This window comes from Streptomyces avicenniae (assembly GCF_000719135.1).
GTDB classification, from domain to species: domain Bacteria; phylum Actinomycetota; class Actinomycetes; order Streptomycetales; family Streptomycetaceae; genus Streptomyces; species Streptomyces avicenniae.
The window spans coordinates 71,808-86,397 of the sequence record NZ_JOEK01000008.1 but is presented as its reverse complement, the minus strand read 5'-3'; the positions used below and the strand labels follow the sequence as shown (position 1 = coordinate 86,397).

The following is a 14,590-nucleotide window of genomic DNA, read 5'->3' as shown; positions in this document are numbered from 1 at the left end:
TCAGTCACGTCGGTCACGCCCCGCCCCCGCCTCCGCGTCGTCCGCCAGCCGCTCGGCCAGCTCGTCTGGCGACAGCGACGCGCGCCGCACGACGCCCGTGCGGTACGCCGTCCGCCCCATCACCTGCCCCAGCACCGGCACGGTGATCAGCTGGAACACCACCACCAGCGCCAGCACCACCGCCTCCTTCGCCGGGGTCTGGAACGCCACGCCCAGCATCACCAGCAGCACCCCGAGTGTCTGCGCCTTCGCCGCCGCGTGCAGGCGGCTGATCGGGTCGGGGAACCGCAGCACGCCGATCGCCGCCAGCAGGCTGAAGCACGCGCCGACCAGCACGAACAGGCCCGTCAGCAGGTCGAGGAGGACGCTCACCGCAGGTCCTCCCGCTGCTCGACGAGGTGCGCGGCCGTGATCGACCCGATGAAGCCGAGGAGCGCGAGCACCAGCAGCAGCGGGATCGCCGCAAGGTCGTCGCGGGCCGCGACGTCGATGGCGATGCCCGTCACGATCAGCGTCACCAGCACGTCGAGCGCGACGATCCGGTCCAGCGTGCTCGGGCCGCGCAGGAGCCGACCCGTCGTCAGCCCGGCGGCCACCGACACGAGCGTCAGCGCCGCCGCGTACACCACGTTCATCCGGTCTCCTCCTCGTCCGCCGCGCGCGCCGCCTGCCGCCGCTCACGCTCCGCACGGACCACCGCACGGACCTCGGCCGCCGGGCCGAGGGCGCGCACGACGGCCCCCTCGTGCTGATGCACCAGCCGCCGCCCGTCCGCCACCGCGCGCGGGCCCTCCATCGGCAGCACGTGGACGTACAACTGCCGCCGCCCCCGGTCGATCTCCAGCACCAGGCTGCCGGGGGAGATGGTGGTGAGCACGGCCGTCGCCGTGATGAGCAGGTCGCTGTCGGACGCGAGCCGCACCTCGACCACCGCGGAGGGCACGCGCGGCCCGAGCCGCACGGCCGCCCAGCCGACGCGCACCGCAGAGGCCACGAGGTCGCCCGGCATGCGCGCGACCAGCGCCAGCATCCGCGCCGGGCGCGCCCGTACCCGTGAGCCGACCTCCGGCATGGGGAACGCCGCCAGCACCACCGCGCCCACCAGCAGCCCGCCCAGCACGACGACCGCGCTGAGCGACGCCCACAGCACCACCCACAGCGCGAGCAGCCACGCGAGCATGGGCAGCCGCCGCAGGAGGCGGCGGGCGGGGGAGCGGGCGTCGGGGCGCCGCGTCGTCGGCGTCATCCGGGCTCCTCCGAGGCCGTCACGGCGTGCCGGTACGTCTCCGGCCGGTTCAGGTCGGCGGCGGCGCGCTCGGCGACACGCGCCAGCGGGCCCGCGAGGACGGCGATCGCGAGCCCCGCCGCGACCATCCCCGCCGCCGCGCCGACCGTCAGCGTCCGCGCGCCGTGCCCCACCGGCTCCGCGTCCCGCGCGGCGGGCGCCGACACGGCCCGCCACACGCGCACCATCGCGTAGAGCGTGAGCAGGCTCGTCACCAGCGCGGCGCCCGACAGCAGCCACGCGGCTGCCCCGCCGTCCGCGGCAGCCGCCCGCAGCAGCGCGAACTTGGCGATGAAGCCGGAGAACGGCGGCAGGCCCGCGAGGGACAGCGCGGGCAGCATGAACAGCACGGCCACCACCGGCGATCCGCCGCCCTCGCCCTCCTCGCCCTCCATGCGGTGCAGCGCCGAGGTGCCCGTGCGCGCCACCACCAGGCCCGTCACCAGGAACAGCGACGCCTGCACGACGATGTGGTGGACGATGTACAGCAGCGTCCCGCCGAGCCCGGCAGCGTCCGAGAGGGCGAGGCCGAAGAGCATGAAACCGATGTGGCTGACCAGCGTGAAGGACAGCAGGCGGTTGACGTTGTCCTGGGCGATGGCGCCGAGGATGCCGACCAGCATCGTCGCCACCGCCGCCCACACCAGCAGCCACCACACGTCGTCGCGCGGGAACAGCAGCGTCTGCGTGCGCACCATCGCGTAGACGCCGACCTTCGTCAGCAGCGCGGCGAACACGGCGGTGATCGGCGCGGGCGCGGTCGGGTAGGAGTCGGGCAGCCAGAAGTGCAGCGGCACCACGGCCGCCTTGATGCCGAACACGACCAGCAGGAACGACGCCAGCGCCGTACGCACCCCGCCGGGCAGGTCCGCGGTGCGGTCGGCGAGTTCCGCGAAGCTCACCGTGCCGGTCGCGCCGTAGACCAGCGCGATGGCGGTGAGGAACAGCAGGGACGACGTGAGGCTCGTCATCACGTACGTCATCCCGGCCTGCACGCGCGCCTCGCCCGCGTTCAGCGTGATCAGGACGTAGGACGACGCGAGCATCACCTCGAAGGCGACGAACAGGTTGAACAGGTCGCCGGACAGGAACGCGAGCCCGATGCCGCCGACCAGCAGCAGGTACGCCGGGTGGAACGGCACGGCCGTCTCCGACGAGTCGCCCGCCGTGCCCTGCCCCACGGCGAACACCAGGACGGCGAGCGCCACCAGCACGGCGACGGTCAGCAGCAGGGCGGCCGTCAGGTCGGCGACCAGCGCGATCCCCAGCGGCGGTCGCCAGCCCCCGGCGGCCACGACCGCCGTGCCGTCGCGGTCCACGTGCAGCAGGAGCGTCACGGCGTCGGCCAGCACGACCGTCAGCACCGCGGCCGTCAGGACGCGTTGGGCGGACGCGCGGCGCGCCAGCGTCAGCGACACGCCGCCGGCCAGCAGCGGCAGCAGCACGGGGAGGACGACCAGCCACGTCGTCATCGCGGCCCCCCGTCGGGTGCTGGATCTTCTGGCGCGGGGACGTCGGGCGCGGGGTCGTCGGGCGGCAGCGCGGCCGGTTCGGCGTCGGCGCGCTCGCCGACCGTGCCGATCCGCCGGTCCTCGATGTCGTCGCGCACCTCGTCGTGCCCGGCCAGCCGCCACGACCGGTAGGCGAGCGCGAGGAGGAACGTCGTGATGCCGAAGGTGATGACGATGGCCGTCAGCGCCATGGCCTGCGGCAGCGGGTCGGCGAACCGGTCGCCGTCGCCCGACGCGCCCTCGGGCACGACCGGCGGGTCGCCGGGGGCGCCGCCCGAGACGAGGAGCAGCAGGTTCGTGCCGTGGCCCAGCAGGATGAGGCCGAGCAGCGTGCGCATCAGGGACCGCTGGAGCATCAGGTAGACGCCGGTGGCGAACAGTCCGCCCACCACCAGCGCCATCGTCACGTCGAGGGTCCTCACGGGGTGGCGCCTTCCCCGGCCGGGGCGCGCTCAGGCGTGGACGCCACCGCGCTCGCCGCCCCGAGCAGCTTCAGGATCACGCCCACGACCAGCAGGTAGACGCCGATGTCGAAGAAGACGCTCGTGCTCGCGTGCACCTCGCCGAGCACCGGCAGCGTCAGGTGCCACACGGCGGCCGACAGCGGCGCGTGCCCGAAGGCCACCGGCACCAGCGCGACCACGGCGGCGATCACCAGCCCGCCGCCCAGCACGCGGTTCGGGTTCGTGGGCGCCGCGAGCCCCAGGTCGGCGTGCCCGCCGACGAGATACCGCAGCACGAACGCCTGCCCGGCCACCAGGCCGCCCGCGAAGCCGCCGCCGGGCCCGTAATGGCCCGAGAACAGCAGGAACAGCGACAGCACGACGATCGACGAGAACAGGGCGCGCGTCACCACTTCGAGCAGCACGGAGCGTTCGGTGCCCGGCAGTTCACCCGCGCCCGGCAGCCACCGCTCGCGCGGCGCGTCCCAGCGGGCGGCGGGGGAGGTCACGGCGGCGGGCTCCCGCACGGCGGGCACGGCGGCGGCACCGCCCCACACGCGCACCAGGCTCAGGACGCCCACGGTCGTGATCATCAGGACGGAGATCTCCCCGATCGTGTCGAGCGCGCGGAAGTCCACGATGATGGCGTTCACCGCGTTCTCCGCGCCCGTCTCGTGCACGCGCCCGGTGTAGTCGGGACGCCGCGAGGACGGCGCCCGCGCGTGCGTCGCGACGAGCGCCAGGGCCGTCACGACGGCTCCGGCCGCCACCGCGATCACCCCGCGCGTCCACCGCGCGCCGAGCGGCTGGCGCTCGGGCGTGAAGCGCGCCGGGAGCCGCCGCAGCATCAGGGCCGTCACGACCAGCGTCAGCGTCTCCACGAGGAACTGCGTCAGCGCCAGATCGGGCGCGCCGCGCACCACGAACAGCACCGCGACGCCGTACCCCACCGCGCCCGTCAGCAGCACGGCCGCCAGCCGCTGCCGCGTCAGCGCGACGGCCAGCGCGCACGCGAGGACCACCAGCGCGGGCGGCACCTCGGCGATCGACTGCCACAGCGGGACGGAGCCCACGGGCGACGCGCCCACGAGCAGCGCCCCTGCGCTCAGCAGCACGACCGTGGCCATCACGACGGCGAGGTACGCGGGCAGCGAGCCGACCTGCGTGACGCGCGTGACGCGTACGGCGAGTGCCACCGTGCCGCGCACGGTCCTGCGGTACACGAGCTGGCCGTCGGGCGGCCTGGGCAGTCGCCGCTGCGTAGCGATCACCTGTGCACGCCACGCGTGCAGTACGGCGCCCATAGCGAACGTGAGCAGTGCGAGCAGCAGGGTGAACCCGATGCCGTGCCAGATACCCAGGTGGTAGGAGGCGTGCCCTGCGGCCGTGTCGTGGAACATGTCGGCCCACGGCTCGGTCAGTCGCCCCGTCAGCGACGGCCACACACCCAGCAGCACGCCCAGCGCGGCCGGTACGGCGGCGGGCCACAGCATGCCGTAGGGCGTCGGCGTGGGCCCGGCGTCTGGCACGCCGGGCTTGCGGGCGAAAGCGCCCCACACGAACCGCGCGGCAAGCGCCACCGTCAGCCCGGACGCGACGGTGAACCACAGCAGCGCCCACGCACCGCCCGGCAGATGGTCGTTCAGATATCCGTCGAACGCGGCGTCCTCGCCGACGTAGCCGATGAACGGCGGCAGCCCCGCCATCGACGCGGCGGCCAGCACCGCCACCCCGCAGACGACGGGCATCCGCCGCCCCAGGCCCGACAACCGCCGCAGGTCACGCGTGCCCGTCGTCCGGTCGATGAGGCCCGTCACCATGAACAGGCACGACTTGAACAGCGCGTGCGCCAGCAGCATCACGGCGCCGCCCAGGACGGCGGTCCGCGTGCCCGCGCCGAACAGCGCGATCAGCATGCCCAGCTCGCTGACCGTGGCGAACGCCAGGATGCGCTTCAGGTCGTTCTCACGCAGCGCGTGCCACGCGCCGATCGTCATGCTGGCCAGGCCGACGCCGAGCACCAGGGGCCGCCACACCGGCGCGTCGGCGAAGCCGGGCGCCAGGCGCGCGACCAGGTAGACGCCCGCCTTCACCATCGCGGCGGCGTGCAGGTAGGCGCTGACGGGCGTGGGCGCCACCATCGCGGCGGGCAGCCAGGAGTGGAACGGGTACTGCGCCGACTTCGTGAACGCGCCGATCAGGATCAGCACCAGCGCGGCCGGGACGACGCCGCCGCCCGGCGGGTCGGCCACCAGCGCCGAGATCCGGTAGGTCCCGGCTGCCTGACCGAGCATCACCAGTCCCAGCAGCATGGCGAGGCCGCCCGCCACGGTCGTCAGCAGCGACTGCTCGGCCGCCCTGCGCCGCTCGGTGGACGGCCGCCGCCCGGCGATCAGCAGGAACGACGCGACCGTCGTCAGCTCCCAGAACACGTACAGGACGAACAGGTTGTCCGCCGTGACCAGGCCGAACATCAGCCCGGCGAACCCGGTGAGCAGCCCCGCCTGCCGCCCCTGGTCCTCGCCCCCGTACGCCGCGCCGTACGCGAGCACCAGCACGCCGATGCCGCTCACCACCAGCGTGAGCAGCAGCGCGAGCGGGTCGAGGCGGAAGTCGAGCCGCAGCCCCAGCGTGGAGGCCCAGGCGACGCCCTCGTGCAGCACCTCACCGTCCAGCACGCGGCGCGCCCAGACCACGGCCCACAGGAACGTCGCCAGCGGGGGGACGGCGGCGATCAGCCAGACGGCCTGGCCGGTACGGGAGGGCAGCAGGGGCAGCACGGCGGCGCACACCAGGTGGGCGACCACCAGCACCAGCATGCAGGCGCTCCCTCGCGCGTCGATCGGGCCGCGGGCCGCCCGGACTCCGGCGCCCGCACGCGGACGTGACCCACGCCTGGTATCCCCGCACCCGCGGCAGCAAACGGGGCAATTGTGCCGATAGCCGCGGCAGGCTGGCCGGGTGACTCGCCGTCAGGTCGCCCGTCCGCCGTCGCGGTGGGCAGGGTGCCGGGGTGTCAGGCGCGCGGCGCGCGGCCCGTGCGCAGCATCCGCAGCACCGCGTCCTCCACGGCGCCCTGCGTCGCCGGGCTCCCGGCCGCCGCGCCCGCCCCCAGGCGCTGGAGCGCGGGCTCCACCGTCACCCCGCGCCCGTACAGCTCGATCACGCGCGGATTGATGTACGACGCCCGGCAGACCGCCGGGGTGTTCCCCAGGTAGTCGGCCACCTCCCGCACCGCCCGCGCGACGGCCCGCTTGCGCGCGGCGTCCGTACGCGCCGCGTTGTGCGAGACGGCGAGCCCCACGGACGCGAGGACCGTGCCGTGCCACGTGCGGAAATCCTTCGCCGTGACGTCCACGCCCGCCAGATCCTTCAGGTAGGCGTTCAGGTCCTCACCCGTCACGTCGTGCCACGCGCCGCCCGCCCAGTACGCCAGCAGCCTGTCACCCCCGCTGCGCCTCCTGCGCAGCGCCGACACCGCCCTGCACACCTCCGGCGCCATCACGGCCTGCACCTGCCGCTTCCCGTGCTTGCCCGGGTAGGTGAACGTCGCCCGCCCGTCCCCGCAGCGCACGTGCTCCCGCAGCAGTGTCGTCAGGCCGTAGGTGTTGTGCTGGTCCGTGTAGCGCTCGCTGCCCACCCGGAAGAACCCCATGTCCAGCAGACGGGCCGCCATCCCCAGCACGCGTTCCTGCGTCAGCCCGCGCTGCGCGAGATGGTCCGCCGCCCCGGCGCGTATACGCGGCAGCGCCTCCGCCACCTCCAGCACGTTCGCGTGCTTCGCCGTCTCCCGCTGCGCCCTGAACTGCTCGTGGTAGCGGTACTGCCGCCTGCCCGCCGCGTCGGTGCCCACCGCCTGCAGGTGCCCGTGCGGGTGCGCGCAGATCCACACGTCGCGCCACGCAGGGGGGATCACCAGGCCGCCGATGCGCTCCAGCGCCTCCGCGTCCCGCAGCGGCGCGCCGTCCACGTCGAGGTAGCGGAAACCGCGCCCGTGGCGCTTGCGCAGATACCCCGGGTCGGTCGGACGTGTGTGGCGCAGGCGCGCCCGCGACACGGCCCGGGGGCGGGACGTCGGCTCGTTCACGCCCCCCGGGTTCCCCACCTGTCACCAGGGAAACGACCGCCACCGCTCCCCGCCTCCCGGCGCCGCCACGCCTCCTCCACGGCCCTCCTGACGCGCCGGGAGCGCACCTCGTCGCCGATACGCCCGGCGATCCGCAGGCAGCCGAGCAGCGGCAGCAGCCTGACCCCGTCGCCGCGTATCCGCCCGATCTCCTCCAGCGCCAGGTCCAGACGTCGCCCCGCCTCCTCCGCGTCGCCGCTCTCGCCCCCGCCGCCGTCGTGCGCGGTGAGCGCCGCGTACTGGTGCCGCAGGACGCGCGTCTCCCAGCTGTCCTCCGCGTCCAGGAGCCGCCGCGGCGGCTCACCCCCGTCCAGCACGTACGCGCGCATCGCGCACAGCACCGCCGTACGGTCCGCGCCCAGCGCCTCGTACACGGCCCCCGCCGCCCGCGCGAACCGCGCCGCCCCCGGCAGATCGCCCGCCAGCTCCGCCACCTGCCCGCCGAACTCCAGCGCCCCGGCCCGCCCCGGCTCGTGCCCCATGCCGTCGAACACGGCGTACGCCTCGGCGGCCATCGCCCGCGCGCCCTCCGCGTCCCCCGACAGCTGCACGAGCATCGCCGCGGAACAGCTCACCACCGCGTGCAGCAGCGGCGCGTCCGACACCTCCTCGCGCAGCGCGAGACACCGCTCCAGCGCCCCCGCGACCGGCGTGTCGCCGTAGACGAGGAACAGCGACAGGTTCCCGTAGATCTCCGCCGTGCCCAGGCCCATCCCGAAACGCCGCATCCGCCCGTACGCCGACTCCAGCAGCTCCTCGGCGCGCCGGTAGTCGCCCGCGCGGGCCGCCCGCAGGCCGTCCCAGGTGTCCAGCCGCGCCAGGGCCGTCGGATCGTCCACCGTCCGCGCCAGCGCGCGCAGCCGCGGGCTCTCCCGGTCGCGCACGACCGTCTCCGTGACGAGCAGGTGGAAGGCCGCCGACACGTTCCCGCGCAGGCCCGACACGGCCGCTATCCGCTCCAGCGCCTCGTCCGGCCTGCCGGTCGCCACCAGCGCGTACGTGTCCAGCGCGGCGATCTCCAGCGTCAGCGCCTCGTCCGCGCCCGCCAGCTCCCGCGCCCGCCCGCACAGCTCCACGGCACGCGCCACCTCCGAGCGGGCGATCGCCTGCCGCGCCGCCGCCACCAGCGAGCGCGCCGCCAGCTCCCCGGCCGCCCGCGCACCGGCCGACACCGGGTCGAACTCCCGCCAGAAACCCTGGCCACGCACCGCGTGCAGCACCGCGAGATCCAGCACGGTCGGATCGTCCTGCACCGCGCGCAGCATCCCCTCCGCTATCGCGACATGCACCTTCGCCCGGTCGCCCAGCACCATCTGCGCGTACGCCACCTCCGCCGCGACGTGGTTCCCGATCAGCCCGGCCGCGTCCAGCTCTTCGAGCGCCGCGTCCAGCTCCGCCTCCCGCAGGTCGCACACCGCGTCGAGATCGCCCGGCGCGACCGCCCGCTCGCCCGCGCCCAGGCAGGCCAGGACGTGCCGCGCCGACGCCGACAGCGGCTCGATGCGCGCCCCGAGCGCGGCCTCCGCCGAGGGCGCGATCTCGTCCACGATCCCGTCGCCCGCGAGCGCCGCGAGCTGTTCGAGGAACAACGGGTTGCCGCCGCCCCGCCGCACCAGCGGCTCCGCCGTCATCGCCGAGTGCAGCGCGATGTCCCCGCCGACGACCTCAAGCAGCGTCTGCGCGTCCGCATCCGTCAGCGGCGGCACCCGGTACGTCCGGTCCGCGCCCCAGTCGCCCTCACCTTCCGCGCCCTCGTCGTCCGCCGCGTCGCGGCCCGCGAGGACGAAGACCCGCGGCCCGCCGTCCCCCGGCGGGGGCCGCAGCAGCTCGCGGAAGGCGGGCGACGCGTACGGGAAGTCGTCCACCAGCACGACGACCGGGCCCTCGTCGCGGCTGAGCGCCGCCAGCGTCCCGCCGACCCGCCACACCAGCTCCCGCACCGACGGCACGGCGCTCCCGCCCCGGCGCGGCGCCCGCGGCCCGGCCAGCTCGCGCCGCAGCTGTTCGAGCCGCGCCGCCTCGTGCTCCCGGTCGTCCGGACGGCACGCGAGCCGCACCGTCCGCAGCCCGGGACGCCGCGCCAGCTCGTCCGCCAGCCGGTCCAGGACCCGGCTCTTGCCGCTGCCCATCCCGCCGCGCAGCGCGAGGACCGTCACGCCGTCCCGTCCGGTGGCCGCGCGCACGTCACGCCGCAGCCGCCCCATCAGGTCCGTCTGGTTGACGAACGCGCCCTGCGTCTCGTCCGCCGCGCCACGCGGCGTCGTCACCCAGGCCCGCAGCGGCCGGTCGAAGCCCTTGGCCGCCACCGGCGGCACCGCCTCGCACCGCACGCGGTCCCGCACCAGCAGCCAGGTGCGCACGTCCACCACGACGCCGTCCACCGGGGCCGCGCCCTGGAGCCGCGCGGCGCGGTTCATCACCGTCCCGATCGCGAAGGACGACTCACGGTCCGTCGTGACGGCGCGCCCCGACGCGATCCCGTACCGCACCGAGAGGCGCAGCCCGTAGCGCGCCAGCAGCTCCGCGTTGCGCGTGGCCAGCCGCTCAAGACCGGCGAACGCGCCCTCGACGGCCCGCACCGCGTCGTCCTCGCCCGCGAGATCGGCGCCGAACACGCCGACCACCGCGTCGCCGATGAACTTCTCCAGACGGCCCCCCGCCGCCGTCAGCGCGCCGCCCACCTCCGCGAAGTACGCCTCCAGGATGCCGTGCCACACCTGCGGGTCGAAGCGCTGGGCCAGCTGCGTCGAACCCGAGATGTCGCAGAACACGACCGTCACCAGCCGCAGCCGCGACGGCTCTCTCACCTGGGTGAGGCTGCCGCCGCAGTACATGCAGAACATCGCCATGGACGGATTGGCCGCATGGCAGGAGCCGCAGGTCAGGTCGGCGGTCACCACACGACGCCCCCGCCCTCCATGCCGTGGCCCTCCACGTCACCGGCGACGTCGTCGATCTTCCGCTTGATCCGGGCGAGCACCTGGATCTCCTCGTCGGTGAGCGCGTCGAGCGCCGCCAGCTGGTCGGGGCTCAGTCCTTCGGGGTCGAGGCCGAGCGGGGACAGGCGCGATGGGTCGGTCATGGGTCCGCTCCCAGGGTCGGGTCAGGCACGGGCTGATCGGGTCCTGGCGGGACCTGTGGGTCCTGGCAGGGGGCCGCGCCCGGCGGGGGTCCCCCGGCCGGGCGCGGTGGCGGGGTGAGGTCCGCCAGCAGATCGACGAGGCCCTGCGCGCTGGCCAGCGCGCTCGTGACGACCAGCCGCCGCTGCTGCTCGTCCAGGGGCAGTTCGGCGAGCAGCCGCTCCAGCGCGGCCCCGTGGCCGACGTCCAGCTCGGCGTGGCGCGTGAGCGTGCGGAACGCGTCGGGCGGCAGGCGCAGGCGGCCCGTCAGCCGCTCGACGGCCTCGGGCAGCGGCGGGTTCCACTCCAGGACCGCGATGTGCCCGAGCAGCGCGACGGGATGCGCGTGCCGCACGTAGTAGTACTGGGCGCCCGCGAGCCGCGCGACGGCGGGGGAGGGCACCCGCCCCTCCAGCGCGCGCGGGTCGCCGCCCGCCGCCGCGTGGTCCTCCGCCAGCCACACGTCGTGGCCCGTCTCCTCGACGACCTGCTCGGCGAAGTACCAGGCGAGCCGCGTCTCGCCCCGGCGCACCGACTCCGCCAGCGCCTCGGCGAGCAGCGGCGCCGTGGCCCGCACCAGGTCGTAGGAGGTCAGCAGCCAGCGCCGGTACGCCTCCACCGTCCCCACCGAGCGCCACATCCCCGAGGCCGCCCGCTGGAGGTCGGGGCGCAGCACGTCCAGCAGCCCGCGCAACGTCATGGCCCGCCCACCGCCTCCACGAACGCGGCGCGCCGCGCGTACGCAGCCCGAGCCCGCCCGTCCGACGCGGCCAGCCGCGCGCCCGCCCAGCAGGCGCCGCAGACCGACCGCTGCTCGTCGCGCACCGTGCCCGCCAGGCCGACGGGCCCCGCCGTCCCGATCAGCCGCAGCACGGGGTCCGCGCGGAAGCCCGCGAGCGCGGCGGCGACGTCCGCGCCGTCGTCCACCCGCGCGCGCAGCGCGGCAGGCCCCGCGCCCATGATCACCGCCTCGTCGCAGCAGGCGGTGACCACGCCGTCGTAGCGCACGGTCGGCGCCGTCAGCAGGCGGCAGGGCCCGAACGCGTCGAGCGGCCTGCGTGCCCCCGGCCCGAACATCCCCGCGCCGCGCCCCGCCCGCACGGGCGCCACCACGCTGACCTCCGCGTCCGGCCACCGCTCCCGCACCGCCTCGGCCGCCCCCGGCTCCGCCAGCACCTGCACGACCAGCCGGCACCCGGCCTCCAGCACGGCCCCGGCCGCGCGGTCGAACGCCGCCCTGCCCATGCCGGGGCGCGCCGCGTGGAACGAGTCGGTGCTCAGCCAGACCGTGCCCGTCGCCGCCAGCACCTCACGCACCCACGACGCGACCGCGCGCCGCGCCCAGGAACCGCTGGTGAACACGACGACGGCCTTGTCCGCGTCGCCCAGCACGCCCACCGCCTGCCGCAGGCCACGCCGTTCCGCGAACGGCTCGCCGCCCGTGACCGCCACGGCCCGCAGCGACGGCAGCGCCGCCAGGCCCGCCAGCAGCCGCCCGAACAGCGGCCAGTCCCTGATCGTCGGGCTGCGCGGCAGCGACCCGACCGAGCAGTGCCCGCAGCCCACCGGGCAGCGGTCGGTCAGGAACAGCACGGCCGTCGCCCCCGGTACGGCCCGCAGCCGCTCCGTCTCCCCGTACGTCAGCCGTCTCATCGGCCGCTCCAGCCCAGCTCGACCGCGTCCGCGTGCCGCCCGGCGCCCCACCGGCGCGCCAGGTCCGCCGGACGCTGCGCGGCCACCATCCGCTCCACGGCCAGCGACATGCCGGGCGACACCTCCGGGCCGCGCCGCAACGTCACACACGTCTCGCAGTAACCCGCGCACACGGGGGCGCCGACCCTACGGGCCGTCTCCTGCGGGCCGAACGCCCGCACCGCGCGCAGCACCCCGTCCCCCATGGACCTGCGCCGTATCTCCGGCCACCCGTCACGCGCCGCGTGCCCCAGCACCAGATGCGGGGGCCTGTGCCGCCGCGCCATGCTCTGCCGTGAGCAGGCCAGCACCGTGCCGTCGATGTCCACCAGCGGCCACATCGCGAAGCCGCACGGCTCCGCCCCGCCGCCCGGCGGCCCCGCGCGCTCCCGTACGAACGACCGCGCCCGCCCCGTCGCCCGCACCCGGCCCACCAGCGCGGGCACCCGCTCCCCGAACGCCCGCCGCAGCTCGCCCAGCACCCGGTCCACGTACGCGTCGTCGTCCGAGGTGACGTGCACGCTGACCGACGGCACCAGGTCGAGCACCGTGCCCAGCGCGGCAAGCACGTCCGCGCGCGCCACCTCCCGCTCGTGGTGCACGTCCAGGCTCGCCGAGAAATGGTCCAGCGCCCCGACCGCCCGCCGCACCGCCGGTGGCACCCGGCCGCCGCGTGCGAAGAACATCCCCGACAGCGCCGCGCTGCGCACCCCCGACTCCCGGCCGCGCGCCGCGACGTCCGCGACCAGTGCGGGCCGCAGCAGCGGCTCGCCCCCCGACAGGAAGAGCAGGTCAGGCCGCTCCTGCGGCGTGAACGTGGACACGAACCGCAGGAACGGTTCCTCGCCGAACTGCGCGCCGTCGGGCCCCGACCGCGTCGAGCAGTGCGCGCACGACAGCGGACACCGCTCGGTCAGTGCGAGCAGCACCCCCGCCGCGGGACGCGCCCGCAACCGCAGGATCTCGGCCAGATGCACAGCGTTCCTCTCGTGTCCTTCCGTGGCTCAGGTCAGCAGTTTCGTCAGGGCGTTGACCAGGTCCTGGAGCGCGTCCTCCTTCTCGGGGCCCACCCGGTCGAGGAGCGCCGCGAACTGCGTCACGGCGCCCGAGGGGTCGGTCCGCCTGGCGCGCTCCCTGCGGTCCTGGAGCATCAGCGCCAGCGCGGCGCAGCTCTGGTTGGCCAGCTCCGTCAGCAGGTCGATCGCGGACAGCTCGCCGACCCCGTCCAGGCGCGGGTCCAGCACTTCGAGGACGCCCAGCACCTCGCCGTCGTGCTCGATCGGCGCGGCGAGGATCGTGTCGGGCACGAGGCCCGTGCCCTCCGCGAAGTCCGCGTTGAACCGGTCGTCGTCCGCGACGCCGCGCACCACGATCGGCTCGCCCGTGTTCGCCACCCAGCCCGCGATGCCGACGTCCGCCGGGATGGACACGCCGATCAGCCGGTCCTCGCCCTGCCCCGACGACGCCTCGAAGACCAGTGACTCCGACTCCTGGTCGTACAGGCACACCGACGCGGCGGCGGCGGCGAACGACAGCCGCGCCAGCCGCACGGTCGAACGCAGGATCTCGTCGTGGGTGCTCGTGTTCATGGTCTGCTCCTCGCCGGTCTGCCATCGACGTTGTCCGCGACGGCGGCGAGCACCTGTCGCAGCTGGGCGGTCCTGAAGCGCGGGTGCCGCTCCAGGACGCGGGCGCTGAGGCCCACCACGTGGGGGGTGGCGAAGCTGTTCCCCGAGACGACCTTCGTGCCGCCGCCTGGCCAGGGGACCCGTACGTTCACCCCCGGCGCGAAGACGTCCACCGGCGGGTCGGGGTTCACCTCCAGGTACTCCGGGTCGTCCACGGCGTGCGAGCCGACCGAGATCACCGAGGGGAACCGCCACGGGTAGCTGATGATGGGGGAGTTGTGGGCCGCCGAGACCAGCGTCACGCCCTTGAACCACGCGCGGTCCGCCAGGTCGTGCAGCCGTTCCTTCAGGGACTCCTTGCGGGTGGACAGGCTCATGTTGACGAGGTCGAAGCCCTCGTCCACGGCCCACGACAGCGCCGCGAGCATCGCCTCGCCGTTGCCGCGCAGGTTCTTCGTCAGCACGCGCACGCTCGTCGTCTCGGCGTCGGGCGCGAGAGCGCGGATGATGCCCGCGCAGGCCGTGCCGTGCCCGGCGACGTCGCCCGCCTCGTCAGGGACGACGCGCCACCCGCCCTCGTCGTCCTCCTGCGCCACGTACAGCGGCACGCCCCCGCCGACCAGCGGGTGCGTCGGGTCAACGCCGCTGTCGATCACGCACACCCGTACGCCCCGCCCCGTCGCAGACCCCCACGCCCAGGCGCGGTCCACCGCGGCGGGCAGCGGGATCGTGTCCGGCGGCACGGTCGCGCCGAGCGAGGTGTGGGCGAACCGTACGGTGCGCATC

At 75.4% G+C, this 14,590-nt stretch carries 14 protein-coding genes; all 14 read right to left on the bottom strand.

Features of this window, described 5'->3' with window-relative positions; all coding sequences use genetic code 11:
- Positions 1–372 carry a monovalent cation/H(+) antiporter subunit G gene (mnhG, locus tag IF27_RS14195; protein WP_052849931.1) on the bottom strand — a complete coding sequence of 124 codons (372 nt, stop codon included), beginning with the start codon at positions 370–372 and terminating at the stop codon, positions 1–3.
- Positions 369–635, bottom strand: a complete 267-nt coding sequence (locus tag IF27_RS14190; protein WP_052849930.1) for an MrpF/PhaF family protein — start codon at positions 633–635, stop codon at positions 369–371. Before IF27_RS14190 ends, mnhG begins: the two co-directional genes overlap by 4 nt.
- Positions 632–1,246, bottom strand: a complete 615-nt coding sequence (locus tag IF27_RS14185; protein ID WP_052849929.1) for a Na+/H+ antiporter subunit E — start codon at positions 1,244–1,246, stop codon at positions 632–634. The genes IF27_RS14190 and IF27_RS14185 overlap by 4 nt, the downstream gene beginning before the upstream one ends.
- Positions 1,243–2,757: a Na+/H+ antiporter subunit D gene (locus IF27_RS14180; protein WP_052849928.1), complete on the bottom strand. Its 1,515-nt coding sequence runs from the start codon at positions 2,755–2,757 to the stop codon at positions 1,243–1,245. The genes IF27_RS14185 and IF27_RS14180 overlap by 4 nt, the downstream gene beginning before the upstream one ends.
- The gene (locus IF27_RS14175; RefSeq protein ID WP_223291056.1) at positions 2,754–3,218 is read right to left on the bottom strand and encodes a Na(+)/H(+) antiporter subunit C; all 465 of its coding nucleotides are present in this window, start codon (positions 3,216–3,218) and stop codon (positions 2,754–2,756) included. Before IF27_RS14175 ends, IF27_RS14180 begins: the two co-directional genes overlap by 4 nt.
- A complete protein-coding gene (locus IF27_RS14170; protein ID WP_052849927.1) occupies positions 3,215–6,058 on the bottom strand; it encodes a Na+/H+ antiporter subunit A in 2,844 nt (947 codons plus the stop codon). Before IF27_RS14170 ends, IF27_RS14175 begins: the two co-directional genes overlap by 4 nt.
- Before the next feature lie 197 nt (positions 6,059–6,255).
- Positions 6,256–7,326: a DNA topoisomerase IB gene (locus IF27_RS14165; RefSeq protein ID WP_223291055.1), complete on the bottom strand. Its 1,071-nt coding sequence runs from the start codon at positions 7,324–7,326 to the stop codon at positions 6,256–6,258.
- On the bottom strand, positions 7,323–10,262 hold the full coding sequence (locus IF27_RS14160) for an adenylate/guanylate cyclase domain-containing protein (protein ID WP_190232950.1): 2,940 nt from the start codon (positions 10,260–10,262) through the stop codon (positions 7,323–7,325). The genes IF27_RS14165 and IF27_RS14160 overlap by 4 nt, the downstream gene beginning before the upstream one ends.
- Complete coding sequence (locus tag IF27_RS14155) at positions 10,259–10,447, bottom strand: aroma-sacti cluster domain-containing protein (protein ID WP_052849925.1); 189 nt, start codon at positions 10,445–10,447, stop codon at positions 10,259–10,261. The genes IF27_RS14160 and IF27_RS14155 overlap by 4 nt, the downstream gene beginning before the upstream one ends.
- On the bottom strand, positions 10,444–11,184 hold the full coding sequence (locus tag IF27_RS14150; RefSeq protein WP_052849924.1) for an iron-containing redox enzyme family protein: 741 nt from the start codon (positions 11,182–11,184) through the stop codon (positions 10,444–10,446). The genes IF27_RS14155 and IF27_RS14150 overlap by 4 nt, the downstream gene beginning before the upstream one ends.
- Positions 11,181–12,137 carry a radical SAM protein gene (locus IF27_RS14145; protein WP_052849923.1) on the bottom strand — a complete coding sequence of 319 codons (957 nt, stop codon included), beginning with the start codon at positions 12,135–12,137 and terminating at the stop codon, positions 11,181–11,183. The genes IF27_RS14150 and IF27_RS14145 overlap by 4 nt, the downstream gene beginning before the upstream one ends.
- Positions 12,134–13,153: a radical SAM protein gene (locus tag IF27_RS14140; RefSeq protein ID WP_052849922.1), complete on the bottom strand. Its 1,020-nt coding sequence runs from the start codon at positions 13,151–13,153 to the stop codon at positions 12,134–12,136. Before IF27_RS14140 ends, IF27_RS14145 begins: the two co-directional genes overlap by 4 nt.
- Positions 13,154–13,180: 27 nt before the next feature.
- On the bottom strand, positions 13,181–13,765 hold the full coding sequence (locus IF27_RS14135) for a GAF domain-containing protein (protein WP_052849921.1): 585 nt from the start codon (positions 13,763–13,765) through the stop codon (positions 13,181–13,183).
- Complete coding sequence (locus IF27_RS14130) at positions 13,762–14,589, bottom strand: S8 family serine peptidase (protein WP_110945877.1); 828 nt, start codon at positions 14,587–14,589, stop codon at positions 13,762–13,764. The genes IF27_RS14135 and IF27_RS14130 overlap by 4 nt, the downstream gene beginning before the upstream one ends.
- Position 14,590: the final 1 nt, after the last annotated feature.

Coding starts and splice junctions, on each gene's coding strand:
- IF27_RS14170 (WP_052849927.1), bottom strand. CDS start 6,058: ATGCTGGTGCTGGTGGTCGCCCACCTGGTGTGCGCCGCCGTGCTGCCC.
- IF27_RS14145 (WP_052849923.1), bottom strand. CDS start 12,137: ATGAGACGGCTGACGTACGGGGAGACGGAGCGGCTGCGGGCCGTACCG.
- IF27_RS14190 (WP_052849930.1), bottom strand. CDS start 635: ATGAACGTGGTGTACGCGGCGGCGCTGACGCTCGTGTCGGTGGCCGCC.
- IF27_RS14180 (WP_052849928.1), bottom strand. CDS start 2,757: ATGACGACGTGGCTGGTCGTCCTCCCCGTGCTGCTGCCGCTGCTGGCC.
- IF27_RS14135 (WP_052849921.1), bottom strand. CDS start 13,765: ATGAACACGAGCACCCACGACGAGATCCTGCGTTCGACCGTGCGGCTG.
- IF27_RS14155 (WP_052849925.1), bottom strand. CDS start 10,447: ATGACCGACCCATCGCGCCTGTCCCCGCTCGGCCTCGACCCCGAAGGA.
- IF27_RS14130 (WP_110945877.1), bottom strand. CDS start 14,589: ATGCGCACCGTACGGTTCGCCCACACCTCGCTCGGCGCGACCGTGCCG.
- IF27_RS14150 (WP_052849924.1), bottom strand. CDS start 11,184: ATGACGTTGCGCGGGCTGCTGGACGTGCTGCGCCCCGACCTCCAGCGG.
- IF27_RS14185 (WP_052849929.1), bottom strand. CDS start 1,246: ATGACGCCGACGACGCGGCGCCCCGACGCCCGCTCCCCCGCCCGCCGC.